Source organism: Micromonospora sp. WMMD956 (assembly GCF_029626125.1).
GTDB classification, from domain to species: Bacteria; Actinomycetota; Actinomycetes; order Mycobacteriales; family Micromonosporaceae; genus Micromonospora; species Micromonospora carbonacea.
Genome location: NZ_JARUBI010000005.1, coordinates 399,848 through 426,821, shown reverse-complemented (window position 1 = coordinate 426,821; position 26,974 = coordinate 399,848). Strand labels below are relative to the sequence as shown.

Sequence of the window (26,974 nt, the reverse complement as noted above, 5' to 3'; positions counted from 1 at the left end):
CGGCCGGCCACCGGCCCGGCGGGGGCGCGGCCCCGGTTCACCGGCCCAACAGGGGCGCGGCCCCGGCTCACCGGCCCAGCAGGGGCGCGACCACGTCGATGCGGTTGGTCCAGACGCCGCCTGCCCAGCCCGCCGGGATCGTGGGAACGTCGTCCGGGTCGTCGAAGCCCTCCGAGAACTCACCCGACCCGTTGACCAGGACCACCCGCGTGTCCGCCTCCCGCATCCGGGCGACGAACCGGTTCGGCCAGCCCCACATCAGCCGCCCGTAGCGCTGCGGCAGGTGCAGCTGCCGGTGGCGGCAGGCGTCGGGGACGTGCCCCGTCCAGCCGCCCGCCAGGTACGGCACGAGGCAGTCCTGCATGATCTTCTTCGAGGTGACCCGGACGTCGGGCAGCCGGGCGGCGAACGCGGCCACCGCCACGTCGCCCCCGTACACGGTGAGGGCGCGCCGCCGCTGCTGCGGCAGGGTCGCCAAGAGGTCGGCCAGCGCCTCGCCCTCGGCGGCCCGCTCGACCTTCAGGTGGATCAGGAGCTCCCGGTCGGGGAACTCGGCCAGCACCTCGTCGGCCGTCGGGAGCAGCCCGGTCCCCGCTCCCCGGAACGGGAACGTCCGCCCGCCGTCGCTGGTGTAGCCGTAGCCAAGGTCGAGCCCGCGCAGCTCGGCGAGGGTGTGGTCGGCGATCGTCCCGGTGCCGTCGGTGCGGCACTGCAACGTGGCGTCGTGGAAGACCGCCAGGCGGCCGTCGCGGGTGACCTGCACGTCGAACTCCACCTGGTCGGCCCCCGCCGCGAACGCCGCCCGCATCGACGCGAGCGTGTTCTCCAGGTAAGGGTGCTGCGGCGGGTGGATGCGCTCGGCGGTGCAGGTGTCGTTGGCGACGCCCGCCAGGTCGAACGTCTGGGCCAGCCCCCGGTGCGCCAGCAGGAAAGGCCGGTCCGCTGAGGCGCCGGCCAGCGTGGAGCTGTTGCCGACGTACAGGCCGGCGGTGGCCAGCAGCACGACGGCCAGCGTGACCCCGAGCCGGCGTCGCCACCGTCGCCCCCGGCCCGGCCGCTCGCCCCCGGGCACGCCGTCACTAGCGGTGGATCCCGTTCCCCGTTCGGTCACCGCAGCAGCCTGCCAGCGCCCCCCGGCCCCCGGCAACCGCCCCACCCAACGGTCGCCGCCCCCCTCCCGCCCCTCCCCGGCGCGCCGATCTTGCACTTGGGGCCCCGTGCCTGGGCGCCTTATCCCTTTTGCCGGGGCCGAAACTGCAAGATCGGCGCGGTGAGGCAGGCCGGTCCCACGAGGTCGTGCTCGATCCTGGATCGAGTGGCCTCCCACTCCGGGCGTTGCCACTCTTTCCCTGATCGAGCGTGACCTTGCTCCGCCGGCCCGCCGGGCCCGCAGGCCGGCAGGCCCGCTGGTCAGGGCGGTCCGTGGGTCAGGGCGGTCCGTGGGTCGGGGCGGGCCGTCGGTCAGGGCGGGCCGTGGGTCAGGCCGGCTGGTCGGCGGGCGGGGTGCCGATCTCGCCGGTGGCGGTGGCCTCCGCGTGCCGGTCGCGCAGCCGGGCCCGGATCTCCTCCGGGGTGTACGCCCGTCGCCGCCGTTCGGCGCGGGCCACGACCACGCCGGTGGCGGCGACACCCGCGAGACCGGCCAGCCCGAGCCACTTCCACCACTGCATCCGTTGCCGCATGCGCCTAGGGTAGACGTTCATGAGCGAGCAGAACGGCGGGGTGACGGCATGAGCATCGGCCTGGACGAGGCCGTGGAGCTGACCCGCACCGGTGACGTGTGGGTGTTCCGGGGCCGCAGCGTGCCCGACCGCGCCATCCAGCTCACCACCAACAGCCCGGTCAACCACGTGGGCATGGCGGTGGTCCTGGACGATCTGCCGCCGCTGATGTGGCACGCCGAGCTGGGCCGGTCGCTGCGGGACATGTGGACCGGCACCCACCATCGCGGGGTGCAGTTGCACGACCTGCGGGACGCGGTCTGCGTCTGGGCCAACCGGTACGGCCAGCGGGCCTGGCTGCGCCAGCTCGAACCGTCGGCCGACGCGACGATGGAGCAGGCGGTGCTGCGCACCGTCGCCCGCCTCGACGGCACGCCGTTCCCGTCGACCGCCCAGCTCGCCTGGAGGTGGGCGCGGGGCCGGGTGCCGCAGGTGCGGCTGCCACTGCCCCTGCCCGGCCGGCGCGACCGGGCGGCCGACCTGTCGGAGCAGCGGGGAGCCGACCAGGCGCAGCGGGCAGTCGACCAGCCGGACCGGGGAGCCGCGCAGGCGGAGCGGGCGGGCGGGGTCGCGGTGCGGGACCGGGCGCTGGAGACGGCATACTGCGCCGAGGTCGTCGCGGTGACGTACGAGGCCATGGGCCTGCTGCCGGCGGGCCGCCGGCCGAACTGGTACGACCCGGGCCGGTTCTGGAGCGGCGACGACCTGGGGCTGACCGGTGGGGCGCAGCTCGGTGCCGAGATCGAGGTGCGGATCCCGCCACGGTGAACGACCGGGGCGGCGCGCTGCGACGTGGCGGCGGTGGCCGCCTGCCACGCCCTGCCGGGACTGGTCGTCGCCGACACCTACAGTTTCTCGTTCGCGTCCCCGGCGGCGGTGGCGCTGTCGTTCGTCGGCGCGGCCCCGGCCTACCGGGAGCGTGAGCTGGTGGCGGCGCACGCCGTGATCGTGGACGTGCAGCCGGTGTCGGCGCTGCTGACCGAGGTCGCCGTCGAGTGGGAGTTCCTGGACGGCCGGGGCCGGCGCGTTCCGGGCGAGCGGTACCGTTACCTGCTGAGGAGTACCGACGACGGCCCGGCCATCTGTACGGTGATCCGCACCGCCTGACCGCGTCGCGGCGACCTTCGGGTGCCCGCGGCATCGCCGGAACCGGGCTCACTGGACTGTTAGGACGGTTCAGTGGGCTCCGGCCCTTTCCGACATTGCCGATGATCGCTACGCTCTCCCGGCGGGACCGATGAGGGAGGGACATGTCGGGCACACGTCGCGCGCAACCCACCCCCGGGGCCAACGCCGCCATCGCCAGTTCGCCCTGGATCGTGGTCTCGGTCGGGGTGGTGGTGATGGTCGTGCTGCTGTTCGTGGCGCTCGGCACGTACCGCAGCCGGGGTCCCGTCGGTGAGGCGTTCCCGGCTCCCGAGTGGACGATGCCGCTGCCGACGCTGCCGCCGACGGTGAGCCGGTCGGTGACCGAGCCGCCCGCGCCGGTCGTGCCGGGCCTCTCCCCGCGTGCGACCCTGTCGCCCAGCGGGGCGCAGCCTGCCGGGCGACCCGTGGCGACGACCCCGGTCGGCGGGGGCGGCGCCGCGACGTTGCCGGTGGGGGAGGCCGCGCCGCCGGCCGCCCCGCCCGCGCCCGAACCCGAGCCGCCGGCCCCGACCACCCCGGCCAGGCCGCCCGCGTCGCCGTCGGTCAGCGGCGCGTACCGGGTGATGAACTCCTACGACGGGGCGTTCATCGGCGAGGTCCTGGTGCGCAACGGGTCCCGGTCCGCGCAGGACTGGACGGTCCGGATGACCTTCCCCGGCGCCCACCTGGTGACCGCGTGGATCGAGGGCGCGCCGCAGGGCCGGATCAGCCGCTCGGGCGACACCTGGACCTTCACCAGCGGCGTCGACCTGGGTGCGGGCGCGTCGGTGCCGCTGCGGTTCCACTTCGACCAGACGCGGGCCACCCGGCCGACGACCTGCACCGTCGACGGGGCCGGCTGCTCCGGCCTGCGCTGACGGCCCGCTCCGTGCCCCCGCCGTCGGCGCCGACGGGCACCCGGCGGGACCTGCTCGCCGATCTCGTCACCGGCCGTGGCCGGCTCGTTCCTGCGCCGTAGGCGCGCGTCCGCCGTCCCCGGGGGATGGGCGGGCGCGCCGTCGTCCGCAGGTGCTTGCAAGATGACTGCTTTGTTGCGACTCCGTTTGCAAGGTATTGCAGAACGTTTCGGCAAGGGCTAGCGTGCGGGCCAATCACGACCAGAGGAAGGCCGTCGATGACACCCCCGCCGATGTCCCGTAAGGCGATGCTCGCCTTGGTCTCCACCCTCACCCTCGCCCTCGTCGGCACCCCCGTCGCCGTGCGCCAGCTCGGCGGCGACGCCGCCGACGGCGGCACCCGCACCGACGCCCTCGCCGCCGCCGGCGCGACGCAGTGGCGCGCCGAACCCTCCGCCGATGCCCTGCTCGCCGCAGGCTCCGACGATGCCCGGGCCGAGCAGTTCTACTTCGTCCTACCCGACCGGTTCGCCAACGGCGACCCGCGCAACGACCCCGGCGGCCTCACCGGCGACCGGCTGACCACCGGCCTCGACCCCACCGACAAGGGCTTCTACCACGGCGGAGACCTCAAGGGCGTCATCGACAAGCTCGACTACATCCAGGGGCTCGGCACGACGGCCATCTGGCTCGCCCCGGTCTTCAAGAACCGGCCCGTGCAGGGCGCGGGCGACGACGTCTCCGCCGGCTACCACGGCTACTGGATCACCGACTTCACCCAGGTCGACCCGCACTTCGGCACCAACGAGGAGCTGAAGAAGCTGGTGCAGCTCTCGCACCGGCGGGGCATCAAGGTCTACCTCGACGTCATCGTCAACCACACCGCCGACGTCATCAAGTACGCCGAGGACAAGTACGCCTACATCGACAAGAGGACCGCGCCCTACACCGACGCGCAGGGGCGCGCCTTCGACGACCGCAACTACGCCGACGGAACCCGGGGCTTCCCCGAGGTGGACGCCGACTCGTTCCCGTACACCCCGACCTTCGACAGCCCGGCCGACGCGAAGGTGAAGGTCCCGGCGTGGCTCAACGACGCCACCATGTACCACAACCGGGGCGACTCGACCTTCGCCGGCGAGAACAGCGAGTACGGCGACTTCTTCGGCCTCGACGACCTGTGGACCGAGCGCCCCGAGGTCGTCGCCGGCCTCACCAAGGTCTACGGCGACTGGATCGGCGCGACCGGCGTCGACGGGTTCCGGCTCGACACCGTCAAGCACGCCAACCTGGAGTTCTGGCCGCAGTTCAGCCGGGGCATCGCGCGGGCCGCCGAGAAGGCCGGCAAGAAGGACTTCTTCATGTTCGGCGAGGTCTACAGCGCCGACCCGGAGATCACCTCCACGTACGTGCGGCGCGGCGGCCTGCCCGCCACCCTCGACTTCGCCTTCCAGGAGGCCGCGCGCGGCTACACCGCCGCCGGTGGTTCCGCGAAGGCCCTCGCCGACGTGTACGCCCGCGACGACCTGTACGCCGCCCGCGACACCGACGCCAACCGGCTGACCACCTTCCTCGGCAACCACGACATGGGCCGGATCGGTTCGTTCATCGCCGCGGCCGGCGGGGACGATGCCGCGCAGCTGCGCCGCGCCACCCTCGCCCACGAGCTGATGTTCCTCACCCGGGGGCAGCCGGTGGTCTACTCCGGCGACGAGCAGGGCTTCACCGGCCCCGGCGGCGACAAGGACGCCCGGCAGGACATGTTCGCCTCGAAGACGGCCGACTACCTCGACGACGACCTGATCGGCACCGACCGCACCCACGCCGCCGACCAGTACGACCCGACGCACCCGCTCTACCGCACCATCGCCGGGCTGGGCGCGCTGCGCCAGGCCCACCCGGCGCTGCGCGACGGCGTGCAGGTCACCCGGTACGCCGCCGACGGCCCCGGCGTCTTCGCGTTCTCCCGCGTCGACCCCCGCCAGCGCGTCGAGTACGTCGTCGCCGTCAACAACGCCGACACCGCGCAGACCGTCACCGTGGACACCTGGTCGCCCGGCACCGCCTTCGCCGGCATTTACGGCGGCACCGGCACCTCGACCGCCGGGGCGGACGGCAGGCTCACCGTCACCGTGCCGGCCATGTCCGCCGTGGTCCACCGGGCCGCCAGGGCCATCCCGCAGGCCGCCGCGAAGCCGACGATCACCGTCACCGCCCCCGCCCCGGGCACGCCCGTCGCCACCCGGGCCGCCGTCACCGCCCAGGTCACCGGCGATCCCCTCGCCACCGTCACCGTCGCCGCCCGGGTCGCCGGCGGCCGGTGGACCCTGCTGGGCAGCGCGCACACCGCCCCGTACACCGTGCACCACGACCTGACCGGCCTGGCCGGCGGCACGAAGGTCGAGTACAAGGCCGTCGTCCGCGACGGCCGGGGCCGCGTCGCCGCCACCCGCTCCACCGCCACGGTCGGCACCCCCGCCCAGAGCGCGTCGCGGGACTGGGTGGTGGTGCACTACCAGCGCCCGGCCGGCGGCTACGCCGACTGGGGCCTGTACGCGTGGGGCGACATCGACCCCGCGTACGTCACCGAGTGGCCCAAGGGGCAGCCGTTCGCGGGCGAGGACTCGTACGGCCGGTTCGCCTGGGTGAAGCTGAAGCCCGGCGCGGAGTCCGTCGGGTTCCTCGTGGTGGACTCCGCCGGCAACAAGGACGTCGCCACCGACCGCACCGTCGACGTGACGCAGACCGGCGAGGTGTGGGTGAAGCAGGGCGACGCCGCGGTCTATCCGAGCCGGCAGGCCGCCACCGGCGAGCCCGACCCGCCCGTCGCCGAGGACACCGCGCTGATCCACTACCGCCGCGCCGACGACAACTACGACGGCTGGGGCCTGCACCTGTGGGACGGGGCCGCCAACCCCACCGACTGGTCCAGCCCGCTGAAGCCGGAGAAGGTCGACTCCTTCGGCGCGGTCTTCCGGGTGCCGCTGGCCGCCGGGGCGACCGGCCTGAGCTACATCGTGCACAACGGCGACACCAAGGACCTGCCGGACGACCAGCGGCTCGACTTCGCCACCGCCGGGCGGGAGGTGTGGCTGCTCGCCGCCACGCCGGGCCGGCTACTGCCGACGACCTCGTCCGGGGTATCCAGGGACGTGGACATCACCAAGCAGCGGGCGCAGTGGATCGACCGGTCCACCGTCGCCTGGCAGACTCCCGACACCGACGGCCGGACGTACGCCCTGGTCACCGCCCCTTCCGGCGGGCTGAGCGTCGTCGACGGGGAGCTGTCCGGGACGTACACCTCGCTGCCGCTGCGGGCGCAGCGCAACGGGCTCACCGAGGCCCAGCGCGCGCGGTTCCCGCACCTGTGGGCGCACCGCGCCTTCACCCTCGACCGGGGTGACCTGGCGAAGGTGCCGGCGGCGCTGCGCGGGCAGCTCGTGGTCACCGAGCGGGACGCCGAGGGGAAGCTGCTCGGCGCGACCGGCGTGCAGGTCCCGGGCGTGCTCGACGACGTGTACGCCGCCGCGACCGCCGCCAGGCTCGGCCCCACCTTCGCCGGCCGGGTGCCCACCCTGTCGGTCTGGGCGCCCACCGCCCGGTCGGTGGCGCTGGAGCTCTCGGACGCCCCGACCGCCGCGCCACGGGTCGTGGCGATGCGCCGCGACGACCGCACCGGCGTGTGGTCCGTGCGCGGTGAGCCGGGCTGGACCGGCAAGTACTACCGGTACCGGGTGTCCGCGTGGCAGCCGGCCGCGCAGCGGGTCGTCACCGCGTCGGTGACCGACCCGTACTCGGTGGCCCTCGCGCCGGACTCCACGCACAGCCAGCTCGTCGACCTGGCCGACCCGGCCCTGGCCCCGGCCGGCTGGGCTGGCCTGCGCAAGCCGGCGGCCGTGCCCCCGGCGAAGGCGCAGATCCAGGAGGTCTCCGTGCGGGACTTCTCCGTCGCCGACGTCACCGTGCCGGCCGAGCGGCGCGGCACCTACCTGGCGTTCACCGACCCGGGCACGACCGGCATGAAGCACCTGCGGTCGCTCGCCGACGCCGGCGTCGACTACCTGCACCTGCTGCCCGCGTTCGACTTCGCCACCATCCCCGAGCGGCGGGCCGACCAGCGGCAGCCGGCGTGCGACCTGGCTGCGCTCCCGGCCGACTCCGACGAGCAGCAGAAGTGCGTCGCGGCCGTCGCCGACACCGACGGCTACAACTGGGGGTACGACCCGCTGCACTACACCGTGCCGGAGGGCGGCTACGCCGTCGACCCGGCCGGGGCGGCGCGCACCGCCGAGTTCCGCCGGATGGTCGCCGGGATCAACGGCGCGGGCCTGCGGGTCGTCATGGACGTCGTCTACAACCACACCTCGGCCGCCGGCACCGACGCGAAGTCGGTGCTCGACCAGGTGGTGCCGGGCTACTACCACCGGCTGCTCGACGACGGGGCCGTCGCCACCTCCACGTGCTGCGCCAACACCGCACCCGAGCACGCCATGATGGGCAAGCTCGTGGTCGACTCGCTGGTCACCTGGGCCAAGGCGTACAAGGTGGACGGCTTCCGGTTCGACCTGATGGGCCACCACCCGAAGGCCAACATCCTGGCCGTGCGCGCCGCCCTGGACCAGCTCACCGTCGCCCGCGACGGCGTCGACGGGAAGAAGATCCTGCTCTACGGCGAGGGCTGGAACTTCGGCGAGGTCGCCGACGACGCCCGGTTCACGCAGGCCACCCAGGCCAACATGGCCGGCACCGGGATCGGCACGTTCAACGACCGGCTGCGCGACGCGGTGCGCGGCGGCGGCCCGTTCGACGCCAACCCGCGCGTGCAGGGCTTCGCCTCCGGCCTGTTCACCGACCCCAACGGCGACCCGGTCAACGGCTCGGCCGCCGAGCAGAAGGCCCGGCTGCTGCACGCCCACGACCTGATCAAGGTGGGGCTCACCGGCAACCTGCGCGGCTACCGGTTCACCGACTCGTCGGGCAGGCAGGTCACCGGCGGCCAGGTCGACTACAACGGCTCGCCGGCCGGCTACACGGCCGCGCCCGGCGAGGCGGTCACCTACGTCGACGCGCACGACAACGAGATCCTGTACGACGCGCTGGCGTACAAGCTGCCGCAGGCCACCTCGGCGACCGACCGGGCCCGGATGCAGGTGCTCGCCCTGAGCACGGTGGCGCTGGGGCAGGGGACCGGGTTCGTGACGGCCGGCTCGGAGCGGCTGCGGTCGAAGTCGCTGGACCGCAACTCCTACAACTCCGGCGACTGGTTCAACCAGATCCGCTGGGACTGCGCCCAGGGCAACGGGTTCGGCGCGGGCCTGCCCCCGGCGCAGGACAACCAGGACAAGTGGCCGTACGCGAAGCCGCTGCTGGCCGATCCGAAGCTGGTGCCGGACTGCGCGGCGATCGACCTGGCCGACGCCCGGTACGCGGAGCTGCTGCGGGTGCGCGAGTCGTCGCCGGTGTTCGGGCTGGACACCGCCGAGCAGGTGCAGAAGCGGGTCGCGTTCCCGCTGTCCGGCGTCGGTGAGACGCCGGGCGTGCTCACCATGACCCTCGACGCCCGGGGGCTCGGCGGGGCGTGGCGGTCGGTGACCGTCGTGTTCAACGCGACCCCGCAGGCGGCGCAGCAGACCGTGACCGGGCTGCGCGGGTCGGACGTGGCGCTGCACCCGGTGCTGCGGGCCTCGGCCGATCCGGTGCTGCGCACCGCCTCGTTCGACCGGGGCAGCGGGACGTTCACGGTGCCGGCGCGCAGCGTGGCGGTCTTCGTGCAGCGCTGACCCGGGGCGTACGGGGCCGGCCCCGCCGAGCGCGACTTGAGGTCGCGCCCGGCGGGGCCGGCTTCTTTGTTGCGGTGGAGCGGTTGCTCCGTGGCGGCCCGGTCAGCCCTGGCAGTTGGTGATGGCGGTGCCGCCGCAGTTGTTCGGGTTGTTGCGGAACACCAGCGTCTTGACGTCGATGCTGGCGGTGCCCGCGTTGAAGATGCCGCCGCCGGTGGCGCCGGCCTGGTTCTCGGTGATCACGCTGCGCTGGACGACGAGCGTCCCGCCGGCGGCGTTGTTGATGCCGCCGCCGTTGTTGGCGGCCTGGTTGCGCAGCACCACGCTGTCGGACATCGTGAGGACGCCGCCGTTGTTGATGGCCCCGCCGTTGGTGCCGGCGACGTTGCCGAAGAACGTGGTGCCGTTGTAGCGCTCCACCTTCTTCTCGTACTCCGCGCCGTCGCCGCCGGGCTGGAGGCCGTCGGGCTGCGGCTCGGCCATTCCGCCCTTGCCGCCCTTGTCCTCGCTGCTCTTGGCCCTGGTGCCATGGTCCGGGGCACTCCCGCCGCGGTACTGCTCGGCCAGCTCGGACGTCCACTTGTCGTCGCCCGGCAGGATCGTGGTGGTGGAGCCGCCGAGGGTGTAGAGCCCGCCACCCGCGCCGAGCGTCGTGTTCTCCACGAACTTGACGTCGCGCAACTGCACGTTGCCCCCGGTGACGGCGATGCCGCCGCCGTTGGTCAGCGCGACGTTGAGCCGGAAGGTGCTGTCGGCGACGTCGGCGGAGCCGCCGGCCACCAGGAGACCGCCGCCGCTGCCGGCGGTCTGGTTGCCGACGAAGGTGCTCTTGCGGATGGTCACCGCACCCGCGGTGCTGGCGATCGCGCCACCACCGGACACGGGCGGTTGGGTGTTCGTGCCGCTGGCCTTGTTCGCCTCGAAGTGGGAGTCGTGCACCGTCAGCGTGCCGCTGTTGAAGACCGCGCCCCCACTGTTCCCCGCGTTGTTGAGGGTGAACTTGGTGTCCTTCAGCACGGTGGTGCCCAGGTTGGTGATCGCCCCACCGTTGACCCCGGCGGTGGCGGCGTTGTTCTGGGTCAGCTTCACGCCCTTCAGCTCGGCCCGGCCGCCGGCCTGCACCAGCATGGCCCCGCCGCCGGGGGCGGTGACGACCAGACCGTTGCGCAGCGTGACGTCACTCAGCCGCAGGTTGCCGCCGGCGTTGACCTGGAAGATGCGGAACAGGGTCGGCGGCGCGCTCGCCAGGTCCCAGGCCCGCTCCAGGACCGAGTGCTCCCCCAGGATCGTGATGTCGGTGGTGATCGGCGGCAGCGCGTTGCTGCCGGTCGCCGTCGCGGTGCCGGTGCGCAGCTCGTACGTGCAGCCACGGGCCAGCTTCAGGGTGCCCCCCAGGTTCTGGTTGGCCCGGTTGATGGCGGCGAACAGGGCGGTGACGTCGCACGGCACGGAGGCGACGTGCCGCTCGCCCTCTCCGGGGCGGCCACCCTCGTGCCCCTCCCAGCCCTCGCCCCGGCCCGAACCGTCCTTCTGGCTCTGGTGTCCGCCGGAGTCGTCGAGGCGGGTGACCGCGCTGGCGGTGGTGGCGGCCATCATGCCCAGGCCGACCACGCCCGCCATGCCGGCGATGCCGGTGGCGAGCCACTTCTTGCGGCGGTTCCTCGGCACCGGGTTGGCGGTGCCGCTCTGCTTAAGGTGATTGGACATCGGAGCTCTCTGCCCTCTCCTTGCATCAGACAAGGCCGCTTCGCCGTGGCGTGGCGTCCTTGGCTACAAATCGGTTGTAGCTACTGAAAATCACCGTAGGAGAGCTTTCTTCGCTTCGTGGGCTTATCCGAGGAAAGCCCACGTTTGAGAACCCATGCCTCAAGCCGGATCAGACGGGACTCGGAGCGCGCGGCGCGCGGCGCTGGAGGAAGGGCCTGCGGCTCTGGCGCGGTGGCTGCCGCGCCGGCCATCGGGCGGCCGGTGGTAGACGTCGGGGCCTGTGCCCGGACTCGTCGTCCAGCGCAGGCCCCGCGCTATGTGGATCAGTCGAGCACCGGAGCCGGTGCCGACGTGGCTCGCCGGTTCGTGCCGACGACTGCAATCAGTGGATGGACTTCGGTGACAACTCGGTGGATGGAACGACGCCGACGGGAGCCGGCCGCTGAACCCACCTTAACGGTCGAACCAGCCTCGGCCGGACTTATCTGAAGAAAACCCGTGTTCGACGTCTTGTCGCCCGTCACCGGGACGAGCGGGACGCTGTCGCCGTCAGCCGGGCAGGCGGGGGCCCGCCTCCCGCTGCTCGGCCAGCCAGGTCTCCACCTCGTCGGCCCGGCGCGGCAGCCCCGCCGACAGGTTGACCGCGCCGGTCGCCGTGACCAGCACGTCGTCCTCGATCCGGATGCCGATGCCGCGCAGCTCCTCCGGGACCAGGTCGTCCTCGGGCTGGAAGTAGAGCCCCGGCTCCACGGTGAGCACGTAGCCCTCGCCCAGGGTGCCGTCGCGGTACGTCTCCTTACGGGCGTTCGAGCAGTCGTGCACGTCGATGCCGAGCATGTGCCCGAAGCCGTGCAGCGTCCAGCGGCGGTAGACCGTCGACTTCTCGTCCATCGCCTCGTCCACGCTCACCGGCAGCAGACCCAGCTCGTGCAGCCCCTCGGCGAGCACCCGCATGCAGGTGCGGTGCACGTCCTTGAACGCCACCCCCGGCCGGACCGCGTCGATGCCGGCCTGCTGCGAGGCGTACACGATGTCGTAGACCTGGCGTTGCAGCGGGGTGAACCGGCCGCCGACCGGCAGCACCCGGGTGACGTCGGCGGTGTAGAGGTTGCGGTTCTCCACCCCCATGTCCATCAGCAGCAGCTCGCCCGGCCGGGTGGTGCCGTGGTTGTGCACCCAGTGCAGGATCGTGGCGTGCTCGCCGGCCCCGACGATCGAGCCGTAGCCGACGTCGTTGCCGTCGTGCCGGGCACGCAGCGCGAAGATGCCCTCCAGCAGCCGCTCCGAGACGCCCCGGTCGGCCGGCAGCACCCGGGCCACGTCCTCGAAGCCCCGCACGGTGGCGTCGATCGCGTCCTGGAGCTGGGCGATCTCCCACTCGTCCTTGACCAGCTTCAGCTCGGAGATCGCGATGGCCAGCTCCCGGTCGCGGGCCGGCTGGCCCTCCTCGCGGGGCCCGTCGTAGGGGCGCACGGCCGCGTCGACGCGGGCGTCGAAGCCGCGCAGCACCCGCGTGCGCCCCGGGGCCAGGTCGGCCAGCGCCGCGTCCAGCTCGGCCAGGTCGGCCGTGGGCAGGCCCAGCTCGGTCGACTTCTCCGCGAGGGTGTGCCGCCGGCCCACCCACAGCTCGCCGTGCCGGCTGCGGAAGAACTCGTCGTTGTCCCGCGAGGAGCGGGGCCGCACGTAGAGCACGGCGTCGTGCCCCGAGCCGTTCGGGCGCAGCACGAGCACACTGTCGGGGTCGGGGTCGCCGGTCAGGTACGCGAAGTCGCTGCCCGGCCGGAACCGGTACTCGGTGTCGTTGGCGCGCGTCTTCTCCCCGCCGGTGGGGATGACCAGCGTCTCGCCGGGGAAGGCCGCGGAGAGCGCGGCCCGCCGCTTGGCGTGGTTGGGCACCTCCACCCGGGGGCCGACTGGCAGGGTGGTGTCCCGCCAGCCCTGGCGCATGAACGACAGGAACGCCTCCGGGAAATCCGGGTCGTGCGACTCGGTGCCGTCCGCCGGCTGGCCGTCCGTCCGGTCCTCGCTCATGATCCGCTCCCTCCGCCTCGTCGCTGGTCCAGACGGTACCCCGGCGCAGGCGCGAGCGGAGACCCTGCGGTGCCCGCGACGGTCGCCCGCGCCGCGTGGAAAGATGACCACCATGTGCGGACTTCTGGCCTTCTTCAGCGCTAACGGCAACGCCGCCGCCCACCGCGACCACATCGCGGGGGCGTTGGAATGCCTGCACCACCGCGGACCGGACGAGACCGGGGTCGAGGTGGTCGGCGACGCGGGCGGCCAGTACGCCGACGGGGTCTTCGCGCACAAGCGCCTGGCGATCATCGACGTGGCGTCCAGCCACGAGCCGTTGCCCTACGCGGGCGGGCGCTACCTGCTGACCTTCAACGGCGAGATCTACAACTACATCGAGCTGCGCGAGGAGCTGGTGCGCAACTTCGGCGCGCAGTTCGCCACCGCGGGCGACGGCGAGGTGATCGTCGCCGGCTACCACTACTGGGGCGAGCAGGTGCTCACCCGGCTGCGCGGCATGTTCGCCTTCGTCATCTGGGACCGGCAGGAGCGCCGGGCGTTCGGCGCGCGCGACAACTTCGGCATCAAGCCGCTGCACTACCTGGAGACCGCCGACGGGCTCTACCTCGCCTCCGAGAAGAAGGCGCTGCTGCCGTTCGCCCAGTCGGCGTACGCCGGGGACGCCGGCATCGACACCGCCAACCTCAGCCACTACCTGACCCTCCAGTACGTCCCGGAGCCCGGCACCCTGCACCAGGGGATCAGCCGGATCGGGTCGGGGGAGTACCTCACCTGGACCCCGGGCGGCCGGATCGACGTGCGCCGGTGGTACCGCCCGGTGTTCCGGCCCACCCCGGTCAGCGACGAGTCCCGGCTCTACCACCAGATCCGGGAGACGCTGCGGGAGAGCGTCCGGATGCACATGCGCTCGGACGTGCCGGTCGGCTCCTTCCTGTCCAGCGGCATCGACTCCACCGCCGTGGTGGCCCTGGCCCGCGAGTTCAACCCGCACATCCTCACCTTCACCGTCGGCTACGACGTCCCCGGCTACTCGGAGATCGACGTCGCCCAGGACTCGGCCCGGCACCTCGACGTGACCACGATCCCGACCAAGATCGGGCCGCAGGACATGATCGACGCGCTGCCGAAGATCGTCTGGCACCTCGACGACCCGGTGGCCGACCCGGCACTCGTGCCGCTCTACTTCGTGGCGAAGAAGGCCGCCGAGCACGTCACCGTGGTCCTCTCCGGCGAGGGCGCCGACGAGTTCTTCGGCGGCTACACCATCTACCGCGAGCCGCTGTCGCTCGGCACGGTCAACGGCCTGCCCGGCGGGGTGCAGAAGGGGCTGCGCGCGGTCTCCAAGGCCATCCCGCAGGGGGTCAAGGGCAAGAGCTTCCTGGAGCGCGGCACCACCCCGATCGAGCAGCGCTACTACGGCAACGCCCGGATGTTCACCGAGGAGGAGAAGCAGCACCTGCTGCGCCGCTACGACCCCTCGGTGCGCTACACCGACGTCACCGCCCCGATCTACGCCGAGTGCACCGAGCTCGACGACGTCACCAAGATGCAGTACGTCGACCTCTACACCTGGCTGCGCGGCGACATCCTGGTCAAGGCCGACCGGATCTCGATGGCGCACTCGCTGGAGGTCCGGGTGCCGTTCCTCGACAAGGAGGTGTTCGACGTGGCGGCCACCATCCCGGTGGACCTGAAGCTCCCGCCGCGCTCCGACGCCACCAAGTACGCCATGCGCCAGGCCCTCCAGGGCGTCGTGCCGCCGGCCATCGTCAACCGCAAGAAGCTGGGCTTCCCCACCCCGACGCGGGTCTGGCTGCGCGGCGAGATGTACGAGTGGGCCCGCTGGGTGCTGTCGAACTCCGGCGCGGGCGACCTGATCGACCTGTCGTACGCGATGCGGCTGCTGGAGGAGCACAAGCGGGAGGAGGCCGACCACTCCCGCAAGGTGTGGACGGTGCTGATCTTCTGCATCTGGCACGCGATCTTCGTGGCCAAGACGCTCGACCCGGGCATCCAGCGCAACCAGTCGGCGCTGCTGACGAAGCCGGTCGTCGGCTCCATGGTCCGCTGAGCCCGGCGCGCCCCGCGCCCCGCTGAGCGGGGTGGGCGGGGGCCGGCACGCCAAAGGGCCCCCGCCGTTTCGGCGGGGGCCCTTTCCGCTCACCGCGCGCCGGCTCGGCCGACGCGCGGGCGCGGGGTCACACGCGGGAGCAGCTCACCGTCGGCAGCGAGCTCGTGCCGCCGGCGACGAAGCCGAAGGTGGTCGTCCCCTCCGGCGCGACCGTCCCGTTGTAGGGGCTGTTGGTGACCGTCACCGTCGAGCCCGACGTGGTGTACGTGCCGTTCCACAGGCTGTGGATCGTCTGGCCCGTCGACCAGGCCAGGGTCGCCTTCCAGCCGGCGAACGGCGTCGAGCCGTGGTTCATGATGGCCACCTCGCCCTGGAACCCGCCGGACCAGGAGCTGACCACCTTGTAGGTCGCCATGCAGTCACCGCCGGCCGGCGGCGTCGTCGGGGCGGGGGTGGTGGGCGCCGGCGTCGTCGGAGCCGGCGTGGTGGGGGCGGGGGTGGTCGGCGCCGGGGTGGTCGGGTTCGGGGTGCCGCCCTGGCCGATGCCGGTCACCTGGCCGTTGCCGCCGTCGAAGGTCACGTCCGAGCAGCCGAAGAAGTTCTCCTGGCTGTCCGAGCGGACCCAGCGCGAGTAGATGATGTGCTGGCCGCTCTTGCCCGAGGGCAGGTTGCCGCTGAAGTAGTAGTGCCCGTCGTTGGTGCCCGGCCCACCGCTCTGCGGCGGGTTGGTCACCGTGAGGAAGGGCTGCTCCTCCAGGTCGCTCCAGGCCAGGGGCCGGTTCGGGCTCCAGCTGTCCTTCGTCACGTAGAAGTAGAAGGTGCCCGGGTGGTGGGCCCAGTTGCTGTACGTGAAGTTGAACCGGGCACCGGCCGTCAGGTGGGTCAGCGGCCAGTCGCTGCGGGCGGCGTCGTAGCCGCTGAAGCCGGTGTTGCCGCCGCTGCACAGCTTGCCGTCGGGGATGTAGCCGACGGTGCGGCCGCCGGCGTCCGAGCGCAGCACGCTGAACCAGTTGTACAGCGAGTTGGCCCCGTTCTGGGCGACCGCGGCCGAGCAGGCCGGGTTGTTCGGCTTGATCTCACCGGTGGGGGCGAGGCCGTCCTTCCAGCACAGGTAGGTGCGGGCGCCGGGGGTCATCGACGCGCCGTGTGCTTCTGCCGGGTCGGGGCTGGCCACCACGGTGGCGGCACCCGCGGCGAGGGTTGCGGCCGCGATGAGCAGCGCGGCCGTGCGGGAACGGGTCACGGGGTTCTCCTGACTCGCGGAACGACCGCACCGGCCGTTCCGCTGGGACGAGCGGATGTCACGATCGCGGTGCCGCGCCCATGCCCGTGGGCCGACGGCGCGCGTCACCGACGGTCCGCCTCGGCGGACCGGTGTGCCCCTCGCGCTGGCTCTCTCCCGGCGCCGGCGGACGCGACAGCCCCTCGCATCGACCGGCAGCGTCATCTCACCACGCCGAAGCCGACCGCCGCAATAGTTGACTGTCGATGATATCCGGGTCCCGCCCGGTCCGCGGCCCCGCCAGGTGGGGGTTCGGTGCCGGCGTCGCCGCCAGGTAGGAAAGGATCGGGGTACGACAGCGGAGGCGACGGAAGGGCCACGATGGGATACGCGGTGGTGCTCGGCGAGGCACTGATCGACCTGCTCGACGGGGAGTGCGACGGGCAGCCCGTCTTCCGGCAGGCGATCGGCGGCGGCCCGCTCAACGTCGCCGTCGGGGTGGCCCGCCTCGGCGGGTCGGTGCAGTTCGTCGGCTCGCTCGGCGACGACGCGCTCGCCGACCGGATCCGCGCCTTCCTGACCGACGCGGGCGTCGGGCTGGCCGGCGCGGTCACCGTGCCCGCCGCGACCGCCCTGGCGGTGGCCACCCACTCCGGCGCGGAGCCGGACTTCCGCTTCTACGGCGAGCCGCCGTCGTACGGGCTGCTCACCGCCGACGCCCTGGACGTGGACCTGGTCGGGGCGGCGGACGTGCTCTACTGCGGCTCGATCGTGCTGCTGTCGCCGACCGTCCTGGCCGCCGCGCGCCGCGCCTGGTCCGTCGCGGGCGGGCTGCGGGTGTTCGACCCGAACGTCCGGCCCCGGCTGCTCGACGGCCCGGCCGCGCTGGCCGCCCTGCGCCAGACGGTCGCGGAGTTCGCCGCCTCCGCCCACCTCGTCAAGCTCAGCGCCGCCGACGCGGAGCTGCTCTATCCCGGCGAGCCGGTCGAGGGGGTCGCGGCGTACCTGCGGGAGCTGGGGGCGGGCACCGTCGTGGTCACCCTCGGCGCGGACGGCGCGCTGGTCGCCGCCGCCACCGCCGATCCGGTACGCGTGCCCGCGCCGAAGGTGCACGCGGTCGACGCGACGGGCGCGGGTGACTCGGTGATGGGCGCGCTCGTCGCCGGGTTGCTGGCCGACGGGGAGCCCACCGACCCCGCCGACTGGCACCGCCGGGTCGCGTTCGCGCTGCGCGTGGCCGGCCTGGTCTGCGAGTCGGCGGGCGGCGCGGTGGCCATGCCCACCCGCGCCGAGGTCCTGGCCCGCTTCCCCGGTTGACCCGGCGGGGCGGCCCGCGCCGGCGGGCGGAACGTCAGCCGGCGCCGTCCAGTTCGGCGTAGCCGCGGCGGGCCGCGGTGAGGGCGGCGCGGGCGCCGAAGGGCGCCTCGGCGGCCACCCGCTCCGGCGGTGCCCCGCCGGTGTGGCCGGCCCGGATCAGCCAGGACAGCTCGGCCAACTGCCCGTGCTGGGCCCGGACGAACTCCGGGTCGACCAGCTCGCCGTGCCCCGGCACGACCACCGTGCCCGGGGTGGTGAGCCGGAGCACCTCGGCCAGCGCGTCCGGCCACTGCAACGGATACGACTCCTCGAAGGCCGGCGGGCCGCTCTGCTCCACGAGGTCCCCGGCGACCAGCACGTCCGCGTCCGGCACGTGCACCACCAGGTCGGCGTCGGTGTGCCCGTGACCCGGGTGGCGCAGCACCACCCGCCGGCCGCCCACGTCCAGCACCGTCTCCGCCCGCACGACGTGGGTCGGGGCCAGCAGCCGGGTGCCGGCCAGCTCGGCGGCCAGCTCCGGCCGGGCGGCGCGCATCTCCTCGTACGCGGCCCGGCGCAGCTCGTCGGGGCGGTCCCGCAGCGCCACGGCGGCGGCCTCGTGCGCGTAGACCGGTCGGGCCGGGTCGCCGGCGACGACGGCGTTGCCGAAGCAGTGGTCGAAGTGGTGGTGGGTGTTCACGATCGTCCACGGGTGCGGGGTGACCGCCCGGGCGGCGGCGACCAGCCCGGCGGCCTGCCCGGCGGTGGAGAGGGTGTCCACCACCAGCGCCGCGTCGTCGCCGACGACCAGCGTGACGTTGACGTCGAGCAGCGGCTCGCGCAGCACGTACACCCGGTCGGCGACCTCGACGAACCGCGCCGTCACGGCGTGCCCGCCCCGGCCGGCGCGCCGGTGGCCCGCGCGACGAAGCGCCGCCGGTCGACCAGCACCCGCTCCACCCGCCCCCGCGCCACGTCCCGGCCGGCGTCGTCGGTGACCGTCACCTCGAAGCCCAGCCGCCGCCCGTCGACGTCCGTGAGCCGCGCCTGCGCCACCACCGTCCGCCCGACCGGCGTGGCGGCGAGGTGGTCCAGCTCGACCCGCGTCCCGACCGTCGTGCCGCCGGGCGGCAGCGCCCCGGCGGTCGCCGCGACCGTGGCCGCCTCGGCCAGCGCGACCACCCGGGGGGTGGCCAGCACCTCGACGTCGCCGGAGCCGGCGGCGAGCGCGGTGTCGGCGTCGGTGACGGTCAGCTCGGCGCGGGCGGACCGGCCCGGCGCGAGGGAGTGCTCCGACTGCTCCTGCATGGCCACAGCCTAGGTGGTCGGCGTCCGCCGTTCCGGTCGCCGCCACGCACGGGGCGGGGCCGTCGCCCGCGCCACGGGGAGGGCCGCCGCCCGCGCCACGAGCCGTCGGGGGCGTCGTCTCGGCGGCGGGCGGGGCCGCCGTCCGCGTATCGGGCGAGGTCCGCCGTCGACCGGCGAGGCCGCCGTCGGCGGGAAGGCCGCCGCCGCTAACCTGGACGGCGATGGCCGTCGTGACTGACCCCCAGCCCCCCGCCCCCACCGGACCACCGGAGCCCTCCGACGGCGGTCGTCGCCGCGTGGTCGCCATGGCGGCCTGGGCGGTCGCCTTCGTGGCCGGCTGGCTCGTCATCGGCCTGCCCACCGACCCGGCGTACGCGTTCCTGTGGATCTGGGCGGCCACCATCGCCTGGAACTCCCGCCGCCCGTGGCGCAGCCACCTGCGCTTCGCCCGCGACTGGGTGCCCGTGGTGCTGCTGCTCGCCGTCTACAACCTGTCCCGGGGGTTCGCCGACAACGGGGCCACCCCGCACGCGATGGAGCTGATCGTCGCCGACCGGTTCATGTTCGGCTGGGCCACCGGCGGCCAGGTGCCGACGATCTGGTTGCAGGAGCACCTCTACCGTCCCGAGGTGCGCTGGTGGGACGTGGTGGCGAGCTGGGTGTACTTCTCGCACTTCGTGGTGGCGCTCGCCGCCGCCGCCGTGCTCTGGATGCGCAACCGGCACCGCTGGGCGGCGTTCATGCGCCGCTGGGGGTTCCTGTGCGCGTCGGGGCTGGTCACCTACTTCCTCTACCCGGCGGCCCCGCCCTGGTGGGCGGCGCAGAACGGCCTGCTCACCGAGGTGGCCCGGATCTCCACCCGGGGCTGGAAGGCGTTCGGCATGCACGGGGCCGGCAACCTGCTCAACGCCGGGCAGATCGCGTCCAACCCGGTGGCCGCGATGCCGTCGCTGCACACCGCGTTCGCCCTCTTCGTGGTGGTGTTCTTCCTCCGCTCGGCCCGCCGCCGCTGGTGGCCGCTGCTGCTGGCGTACCCGCTGGCGATGACGTTCACCCTGGTCTACTCCGGCGAGCACTACGTCATCGACGTGCTCGTCGGCTGGGCGTACGTGGGGCTGACCTTCCTGGCCGTCGGCCTGGGGGAGCGCTGGTGGGCGGCGCGCCGGTCCCGCCGTACCCCCGATGGGGAGCGGGCCGACGGCGGGCCGGGCGGCGCGGAGCCGGCCGACCCGGTCGCCGACCCGTCGGTGGTGCCGGCGACCCGCTGAGCCGCGTTTCCGCAGCCGGCCCGGCCGGGTTGCGGCTCAGCGGGCGCGGTGGGCGGCGTGCGCCCGGGCCGTCAGCTCCGCCGCCAGCCACCACGCCTCGTCGAGGTCGCGGTCGAGGGCGGCGGCGCCCGCGCCGCCGGCCGTGTCCGCGTGCACGGTGGCCAACCGCAGCCGCCGCTGCGCCGGGCCCTGGGTCACCCGCACGCTCTGGATCCGGGCGTACGGCACGACGGTGAGCTGCCGGGTGAGCAGGCCGGACCGGGCGGCGAAGACCCGCTCGTCGAGCCCCGCGCCGACCGCGCGCCAGCCCAGCGGGCGCAGCCACCGGGCCCGGGTCGGCGGGAGGCCGGTCGCCAGCCCGCCCAGCCGCACCCCCGGCAGCACCTCGGCGACGATCCGTTCGCCCGTGCCCTGGTCGCCCACCGGCAGCAGCCGATCCGGCCGGTTGCGGTCGTCGGCCTCGCCGCCGGAGTAGCCGGCGACCTCCAGGCGCAGCCGCAGCCAGCCCTTGGCCCGCCAGAGCAGCGGCCAGGTCACCCCGACGGTCTGCACCCGGTTGAGCGGCACCGTCTGCGCCCGGGTCTCCAGCAGGCCGTTGCGGACCCGCAGGGTGCCCTCGTCGCGGGCCAGCCGGAAGTTCCAGTCGTCGAGCACCCGGCGGATCGGTTGCAGCAGCACGCCGGCCATCGCGGTGACCGTGCTCGCCACCGCGATGAACGACCACGAGCCCTCGGAGAGGAACTGCGCCACGACGAAGGCCACGCCGAAGGGGAGCAGGAACGCCTGCGGGGTGAGCAGTTGGCTGACCAGCAGGTCCCGGTTGGCCACGGCGTGCAGGGCGCGCCCCGGCGGCACGGGCGTGACCGCCGGCCCGGCCGGGGCGGACGGCTGCGGCGCGGCCGCCCCCGGGTGCGGCGCGGGGCCGGCGAGCGCGAGCAGCCGCTGCCGCAGGGCGGCGGCCTCGGCCACCCCGAGGTAGGCCAGCGGCGCCTCGGTCTTGCCGCCGCCGACCACCTCCAGCCGCAGCTCGGCGAGGCCGGTGAGCTGGGCGAGCAGCGGGCGGACCACCTCGACGGCCTGGAGCCGCTCCAGCGGGATGGCCCGGGTGCGCCGCCACAGTAGCCCCTCGTACACGCGCAGCTCCCGGCCGACCACGTGGTAGCCGGTGTTGTACCAGCTCACCACCGCCAGCACCGTCGCGCCGAGGGCGAGCACGGTCGCCATCGCCGCGAACCAGCCGAAGCCGACCCGCGACAGTGTCGACCAGGACAGGCCCGCGATGACCACGACCAGCGACTTGGCCCCGTGCAGGGCCGGGCTCAGCGGGTGCAGCCGCCGCCGTGGCTCCGCGCCGCCGCCGTCGGGGTGGCCGTGCGGCGTCGGCGGCGCGGGGGGCATCGGCTGGTGGTCGTGCGGCGGGCCGGCGGCCGGATGGTCGGGGCGGGGCGCCGGCGGCACCTCGGCGGCGGGGCCGTCGGGGTGGGGCGCCGGCGGCGTGTCGGTGGCCGGGCGGGGCAGCTCGGGGCCGGGGCGGGTCACAGGCCCTCCGCGCGGTCCTCGCCGAGGGCGGTGAGCCGGTCGCGCAGCCGGGCCGCCTCCGCCGGGCGCAGGCCCGGCACGCGGGCGTCGCTGGCCGCCGCGGCCGTGTGCAGCTGCACCGTCGCCAGGTCGAACGCCCGCTCCAGGGGCCCCGCGCTGACGTCGACGAACTGCATCCGCGAGTACGGCACGATGGACAACCGGCGGACCAGCAGCCCGTGCCGGACGAGCAGGTCGTTCTCCCGCTCGGCGTAGCCCCAGGCGTGCACCGCCCGGACGATCGTGACGACCCGCCACGCCCCGGCCAGCACGACCGCGCCGATCCCCGCCCCGAACAGCCAGTGCCCGCTCACCGCCCAGCCGACCGCCAGCGTCAGCAGCGCCACCCCGAGCAGCGCCGCCAGGCGCAGCAGCTCGACCCAGATCAGGTCGGTGGAGACCGACTGCCAGCGCACCGTCGCCGGCCACGGCTCCAGGGGCCCGGGCGGGTGTGCCGCCTGCGGCCCGAAGGCCGGGTGACCCGCCGCGGCGGGCGGGCCGGGCGAGGGCTCGGTGGGGGGTGGCCCGACCGGGTACGCGGCCGGGGGCGGGCCGGGCGGGGGCCCGGAGGGGTGCGGCGGGGGGCCGCCTAGGGGCTCGCCGGTCACCGGGGACGTCCGCTGCGCGCGCTCACCCGTCGAGCGTAGGCGATCCGGCCAGTGGCGCGACCTCCCGGAGGAAGCCCCGCGCATCGAGGAAGCCGCCGAGCGAGGCCCGGTGGTCGGCGCAGGCGAGCCAGGTCTTGCGCCGCTCGGCGGTGTGCAGGCGGGGATTGTTCCAGCGCAACGCCCACTCCGCCGGGGCGCGGCAACCGCGCGCCGAACAGATCGGCGCGTCGCCGGTGGAAGGGGGGAGGCTCATCCGGGCCAGTCTAGGAGCGCCGGGCGGGAGATTGAGCGCCGGGCGGCCACGGGGGGAGCCGCCCGGCGACGGGGTGAATGGTACACACGCCGGACCCCCTGCTGTAAACCCGTGACCGGCGATTCGGAACCCGGGGACGGCGTGGCGAAAATCGGCTTCTCCCCGCCTCGGCACTCAGCCGGGCATGCGAGTCTTGATACGCACCACGCACCACGCCGCGACGATCGACAATGCTGTGGAGGACCGGTGGCCCAGCCGACCACGCCCGACGCCCCGACGCCGAACGGCAGCGCGCCGCCCCCGCCCCCGCCCCCGTCCGCCGCGCCGCCGACGAGCACCCCCGCGCAGGACGCGACGCTGCTGGAGAAGGCGCTGTTCGAGATCAAGCGGGTGATCGTCGGGCAGGACCGGATGGTCGAGCGGATGTTCGTCGCGCTGCTCGCCCGGGGGCACTGCCTGCTGGAGGGGGTCCCCGGGGTGGCGAAGACCCTGGCCGTGGAGACCCTCGCCCGGGTGGTCGGCGGGTCCTTCGCCCGGGTGCAGTTCACCCCGGACCTGGTCCCCGCCGACATCATGGGCACCCGGATCTACCGGCAGTCCAGCGAGAAGTTCGACGTCGAGCTGGGGCCGGTCTTCGTCAACTTCCTGCTCGCCGACGAGATCAACCGCGCCCCGGCGAAGGTGCAGTCCGCCCTGCTGGAGGTCATGAGCGAGCGGCAGGTGTCGATCGGCGGCCAGACCCACCCGGTGCCCGACCCGTTTCTCGTGATGGCCACGCAGAACCCGATCGAGCAGGAGGGCGTCTACCCGCTGCCCGAGGCGCAGCGGGACCGCTTCCTCATGAAGATCGTCGTCGGCTATCCGACCGACGCCGAGGAGCGGGAGATCGTCTACCGGATGGGCGTGGCCCCGCCGGAGCCGGCGCGGGTCTTCGACACCGCCGACCTGATCGCCCTGCAACGCAAGGCCGACCAGGTCTTCGTGCACAACGCGCTTGTCGACTACGCGGTGCGGCTGGTGCTGGCCACGCGTACCCCCGCGGAGCACGGCATGCCCGACGTCGCGCAACTGATCCAGTACGGCGCCAGCCCCCGCGCCTCGCTCGGCCTGGTCCGGGCGACCCGGGCGCTGGCCCTGCTGCGCGGCCGCGACTACGCCCTGCCGCAGGACGTGCAGGACATCGCGCCCGACATCCTGCGGCACCGGCTGGTGCTCAGCTACGACGCGCTCGCCGACGACGTGCCGGCCGACCACGTCGTGCACCGGGTGATGTCGACGATCCCGCTGCCGTCGGTGGCCCCGCGCCAGCAGGCCACCCCGGGCGGCGCGCCGCCGGCCGCCGGGTGGCCCGGGCAGCGGCCGTGACCCCAGCCGACCCCCACCCCTCACCGGGTACGCGAAGCCCGATCTCGCCCGCCGCCGCGCCCCGCAGCGAGGCGGTGCTGTCCCGGCTCCAGCTGCTGGTCACCCGCAAGCTCGACGGCCTGCTTCAGGGCGACTACGCCGGCCTGCTGCCCGGCCCCGGCAGCGAGGCGGGGGAGTCGCGCGAGTACCGCCCCGGCGACGACGTGCGCCGGATGGACTGGCCGGTGACCGCCCGCACGACGATGCCGCACGTGCGGCGCACGGTGGCCGACCGGGAGCTGGAGACGTGGCTCGCCGTGGACCTCTCGGCGAGCCTCGACTTCGGCACCGGCCGGTGGCTCAAGCGGGACGTGGTGGTGGCCGCCGCCGCCGCGCTGGCCCACCTGACCGTGCGCGGCGGCAACCGGATCGGGGCGGTGGTCGGCAGCGGTGGCGACCCGCAGGCCCCGGCCGGCCGTCGGCGCGGCGCGACGCCCCCGCCCGGCCCGGGGCGGCTGGTGCGGCTGCCCGCCCGGGGCGGGCGTCGGGAGACGCAGGGCCTGCTGCGGGCGATCGCCGGCACCGAGATCCGCCCCGGGCGCAGCGACCTGGGCGCGCTCGTCGACGCGCTGAACCGGCCGCCCCGCCGCCGCGGCGTCGCGGTGGTGATCTCCGACTTCCTCGCGCCGCCGCAGCAGTGGGCGCGTCCGCTGCGTAAGCTGCGGGTCCGGCACGACGTGCTGGCGATCGAGGTGGTCGACCCGCGCGAGCTGGAACTGCCCGACGTGGGGGTGCTGCCGGTGGTCGACCCGGAGACCGGCGAGCTGCACGAGGTGCAGACCGCCGACCCCCGGCTGCGCCGCCGGTACGCCGACGCCGCGACCGCCCAGCGGGCGGAGATCTCCGCGCAGCTGCGCGGGGCCGGCGCGGCCCACCTGCGACTCCGCACCGACACCGACTGGCTGCTCGACATGGTGCGCTTCGTCGCCGCGCAGCGGCACGCCCGCACCCGGGGGACGACACGATGATCCGTTTTCTGCAACCGTGGTGGCTGCTGGCCGTGCTGCCGGCGCTCGCCCTCGCCGCGCTGTACGTGTGGCGGCAGCGCCGCCGCCGGGCGTACGCGATGCGGTTCACCAACGTGGACCTGCTGCGCACCCTCGCGCCGAAGGGGCTGGGCTGGCGGCGGCACGTGCCGGCGGTGGCGTTCCTGCTCTGCCTGCTGGTGCTCGCCACGGCGCTGGCCCGGCCGGCGATCGACACCCGGGAGCCGCTGGAGCGGGCCACCGTCATGCTGGCGATCGACGTGTCGCTGTCCATGCAGGCCGACGACGTCGCGCCGAACCGGCTGGAGGCCGCCCAGGAGGCGGCCAAGCAGTTCGTCGGCGAGCTGCCGCAGACCTACAACCTGGGTCTCGTCTCGTTCGCGAAGGCGGCCAACGTGCTGGTGCCGCCCACGAAGGACCGGGACGCGGTGACCGCCGCGATCGACGGGCTGGTGCTGGCCGAGGCGACCGCCACCGGCGAGGCGGTGTTCACCTGCCTGGAGGCGATCCGGTCGGTGCCGGCCGACGGCGCGGCGGGCATCCCGCCGGCCCGGATCGTGCTGCTCTCCGACGGGTTCCGCACCTCGGGGCGGTCGGTGGAGGAGGCGGCCGCGGCCGCGCAGGCGGCCAACGTGCCGGTCTCCACCATCGCGTTCGGCACCGACGACGGGCAGGTCGACATCGGCGGCCAGTTGCAGCGGGTCCCGGTGGACCGGATGGCGCTGGCCGAGCTCGCCGAGACGACCGAGGGCTACTTCTACGAGGCCGCCTCGGTCAGCGAGCTGAAGCAGGTCTATCAGGACATGGGCAGCTCGATCGGGTTCCGCACCGAGCCGCGCGAGATCACCCAGTGGTACGCGGGCCTGGCCCTGCTGCTGGCGCTGTGCGCGGGCGCCACCAGCCTGCTCTGGACGTCCCGGCTGATCTGAGGCCGGGCGGGCGATGGTCCGCACGGGCGGCCCCGACGCGACCGCCGCGCCGGGGCCGCCGGCCGGTGCTGGGCGGCCCTGAGCGCGGTGGCCCGGTGCGCGGTGGTCTGGTGCGCGGCTGCCCGGTTCGGCGGCGACCTGCGTGCGCGGTCACCGCCGCCGGGCGGGGTCTCCGTGCCGGCGCGGTCAGTGGCCGGCGCTGGCCAGCACGAAGACGACGGCCACCCAGACGGCGGCGAGGGTGAAGCCCAGCGGTGCGACGTAACGGCTCATGGGAAGGCTCCGGTGGCGACTGGACGGTCCACGTTGCGTGGTGGACCGCGAGGGAGGACTGGGCGCGCACACGAAGTCGTGACCGGGGTGCCCCCTCCCCGTCCTGGGCGGACGGCGCTGCCCGGTCGCCACCTTCGGCCGAGGGCCGAAGGCGCCATCCTCGGCTTTCGGCCGAGGGGCGGGCGGTGCGGAAGGAGCGGAGCTGGGTCAGCTCACCTGCTGAGTCGTGGCTCAGCGGGGCTGACGTTCGGCCCGGCCACGACTGGGAGGATCGCTATCTCGCACAGCGATCACCTCCTGCGGTCGGCCTGGCCGGGAACGCGAATCATCGTACATGCGGCCACGGCATGCCCCGCACTCGGTCGGACGGCCGGCGGATCCCGGAAACCGTTCCCCCGCAAGGGCTGCGGCCGCCCGTCGGCCCGCCGCTGTTAAGCGGGGCACCTTCTACCTCGAAAAGCGTTAACAGGGGGCCCTTCCTTGCGCCAGGTCCGCGTGGCGCGGGGGTGCGTTAGCGCTTACCTGCCGGTAACGCCTAGGCTCCGGACCGA

General features: G+C 74.3%; 19 protein-coding genes and 1 pseudogene. 10 read left to right on the top strand and 10 right to left on the bottom strand.

From position 1 onward, the window contains the following. Positions 1-67 precede the first annotated feature (67 nt). Both O7628_RS02070 and O7628_RS02065 read right to left on the bottom strand, forming a co-directional pair. The gene (locus O7628_RS02070) at positions 68-1,072 is read right to left on the bottom strand and encodes a glycerophosphodiester phosphodiesterase family protein (RefSeq protein ID WP_278127910.1); all 1,005 of its coding nucleotides are present in this window, start codon (positions 1,070-1,072) and stop codon (positions 68-70) included. Positions 1,073-1,478: 406 nt separating this feature from the next. Further along, positions 1,479-1,682: a hypothetical protein gene (locus O7628_RS02065; RefSeq protein ID WP_278127908.1), complete on the bottom strand. Its 204-nt coding sequence runs from the start codon at positions 1,680-1,682 to the stop codon at positions 1,479-1,481. A 48-nt stretch (positions 1,683-1,730) separates the two neighbouring features. On the opposite strand from O7628_RS02065, the gene O7628_RS02060 reads away from it, so the two are divergent. The 4 genes and pseudogenes from O7628_RS02060 (at position 1,731) to pulA (ending at position 9,486) form a co-directional block, all read left to right on the top strand. Continuing rightward, positions 1,731-2,489: a hypothetical protein gene (locus O7628_RS02060; RefSeq protein ID WP_278127907.1), complete on the top strand. Its 759-nt coding sequence runs from the start codon at positions 1,731-1,733 to the stop codon at positions 2,487-2,489. 21 nt (positions 2,490-2,510) lie between these two features. Then, positions 2,511-2,828, top strand: a pseudogene (locus O7628_RS02055) (hypothetical protein); the annotation flags it as partial. 143 nt (positions 2,829-2,971) lie between these two features. Further along, positions 2,972-3,727, top strand: a complete 756-nt coding sequence (locus O7628_RS02050; RefSeq protein ID WP_074474301.1) for a cellulose binding domain-containing protein — start codon at positions 2,972-2,974, stop codon at positions 3,725-3,727. Between the two features lie 257 nt (positions 3,728-3,984). Next, positions 3,985-9,486, top strand: coding sequence for a pullulanase-type alpha-1,6-glucosidase (pulA, locus tag O7628_RS02045; RefSeq protein WP_278127904.1), 5,502 nt, complete (start codon positions 3,985-3,987; stop codon positions 9,484-9,486). Between the two features lie 102 nt (positions 9,487-9,588). Here pulA and O7628_RS02040 read toward each other — a convergent pair whose 3' ends face one another. Both O7628_RS02040 and O7628_RS02035 read right to left on the bottom strand, forming a co-directional pair. After that, the gene (locus tag O7628_RS02040; RefSeq protein WP_278127903.1) at positions 9,589-11,193 is read right to left on the bottom strand and encodes a hypothetical protein; all 1,605 of its coding nucleotides are present in this window, start codon (positions 11,191-11,193) and stop codon (positions 9,589-9,591) included. A gap of 549 nt (positions 11,194-11,742) precedes the next feature. Further along, positions 11,743-13,224 carry an aminopeptidase P family protein gene (locus tag O7628_RS02035; RefSeq protein WP_278127902.1) on the bottom strand — a complete coding sequence of 494 codons (1,482 nt, stop codon included), beginning with the start codon at positions 13,222-13,224 and terminating at the stop codon, positions 11,743-11,745. A 112-nt stretch (positions 13,225-13,336) separates the two neighbouring features. Between O7628_RS02035 and asnB the strand changes: the two genes are divergently transcribed. Beyond that, positions 13,337-15,298, top strand: coding sequence for an asparagine synthase (glutamine-hydrolyzing) (gene asnB / locus O7628_RS02030; RefSeq protein WP_278127900.1), 1,962 nt, complete (start codon positions 13,337-13,339; stop codon positions 15,296-15,298). Between the two features lie 127 nt (positions 15,299-15,425). Here the strand turns inward: asnB and O7628_RS02025 are convergent, their stop codons facing one another. Further along, positions 15,426-16,541, bottom strand: coding sequence for a lytic polysaccharide monooxygenase (locus tag O7628_RS02025; protein WP_278127898.1), 1,116 nt, complete (start codon positions 16,539-16,541; stop codon positions 15,426-15,428). 360 nt (positions 16,542-16,901) lie between these two features. Between O7628_RS02025 and O7628_RS02020 the strand changes: the two genes are divergently transcribed. After that, positions 16,902-17,837 carry a carbohydrate kinase gene (locus O7628_RS02020; RefSeq protein WP_278127896.1) on the top strand — a complete coding sequence of 312 codons (936 nt, stop codon included), beginning with the start codon at positions 16,902-16,904 and terminating at the stop codon, positions 17,835-17,837. Between the two features lie 34 nt (positions 17,838-17,871). Here O7628_RS02020 and O7628_RS02015 read toward each other — a convergent pair whose 3' ends face one another. Both O7628_RS02015 and O7628_RS02010 read right to left on the bottom strand, forming a co-directional pair. Next, positions 17,872-18,702: an MBL fold metallo-hydrolase gene (locus O7628_RS02015; RefSeq protein WP_278127895.1), complete on the bottom strand. Its 831-nt coding sequence runs from the start codon at positions 18,700-18,702 to the stop codon at positions 17,872-17,874. Further along, positions 18,699-19,124 carry a hotdog domain-containing protein gene (locus O7628_RS02010; RefSeq protein WP_278127893.1) on the bottom strand — a complete coding sequence of 142 codons (426 nt, stop codon included), beginning with the start codon at positions 19,122-19,124 and terminating at the stop codon, positions 18,699-18,701. The genes O7628_RS02015 and O7628_RS02010 overlap by 4 nt, the downstream gene beginning before the upstream one ends. Before the next feature lie 221 nt (positions 19,125-19,345). On the opposite strand from O7628_RS02010, the gene O7628_RS02005 reads away from it, so the two are divergent. Next, entirely contained in the window at positions 19,346-20,392 is a 1,047-nt protein-coding gene (locus O7628_RS02005) for a phosphatase PAP2 family protein (protein WP_278127891.1), read from the top strand. A 36-nt stretch (positions 20,393-20,428) separates the two neighbouring features. On the opposite strand, the gene O7628_RS02000 is transcribed toward O7628_RS02005, so the two are convergent. The 3 genes from O7628_RS02000 to O7628_RS01990 all read right to left on the bottom strand — a co-directional run bounded on the left by O7628_RS02000 (position 20,429) and on the right by O7628_RS01990 (position 22,831). Beyond that, positions 20,429-21,790 (bottom strand): PH domain-containing protein, encoded by a 1,362-nt coding sequence (locus O7628_RS02000; protein ID WP_278136181.1) that lies wholly within the window; start codon positions 21,788-21,790, stop codon positions 20,429-20,431. 137 nt (positions 21,791-21,927) lie between these two features. Then, positions 21,928-22,578, bottom strand: a complete 651-nt coding sequence (locus O7628_RS01995) for a PH domain-containing protein (protein ID WP_278127889.1) — start codon at positions 22,576-22,578, stop codon at positions 21,928-21,930. Positions 22,579-22,600: 22 nt separating this feature from the next. Further along, positions 22,601-22,831: a hypothetical protein gene (locus O7628_RS01990; RefSeq protein WP_278127887.1), complete on the bottom strand. Its 231-nt coding sequence runs from the start codon at positions 22,829-22,831 to the stop codon at positions 22,601-22,603. Between the two features lie 246 nt (positions 22,832-23,077). Between O7628_RS01990 and O7628_RS01985 the strand changes: the two genes are divergently transcribed. The 3 genes from O7628_RS01985 to O7628_RS01975 are packed head-to-tail and all read left to right on the top strand — an operon-like array spanning position 23,078 to position 26,150. After that, positions 23,078-24,196, top strand: a complete 1,119-nt coding sequence (locus O7628_RS01985; RefSeq protein ID WP_278127886.1) for a MoxR family ATPase — start codon at positions 23,078-23,080, stop codon at positions 24,194-24,196. 41 nt (positions 24,197-24,237) lie between these two features. Continuing rightward, positions 24,238-25,203, top strand: coding sequence for a DUF58 domain-containing protein (locus tag O7628_RS01980; RefSeq protein ID WP_256095427.1), 966 nt, complete (start codon positions 24,238-24,240; stop codon positions 25,201-25,203). Further along, complete coding sequence (locus O7628_RS01975; RefSeq protein WP_043967613.1) at positions 25,200-26,150, top strand: VWA domain-containing protein; 951 nt, start codon at positions 25,200-25,202, stop codon at positions 26,148-26,150. The genes O7628_RS01980 and O7628_RS01975 overlap by 4 nt, the downstream gene beginning before the upstream one ends. The last annotated feature ends 824 nt before the right edge of the window (positions 26,151-26,974 follow it).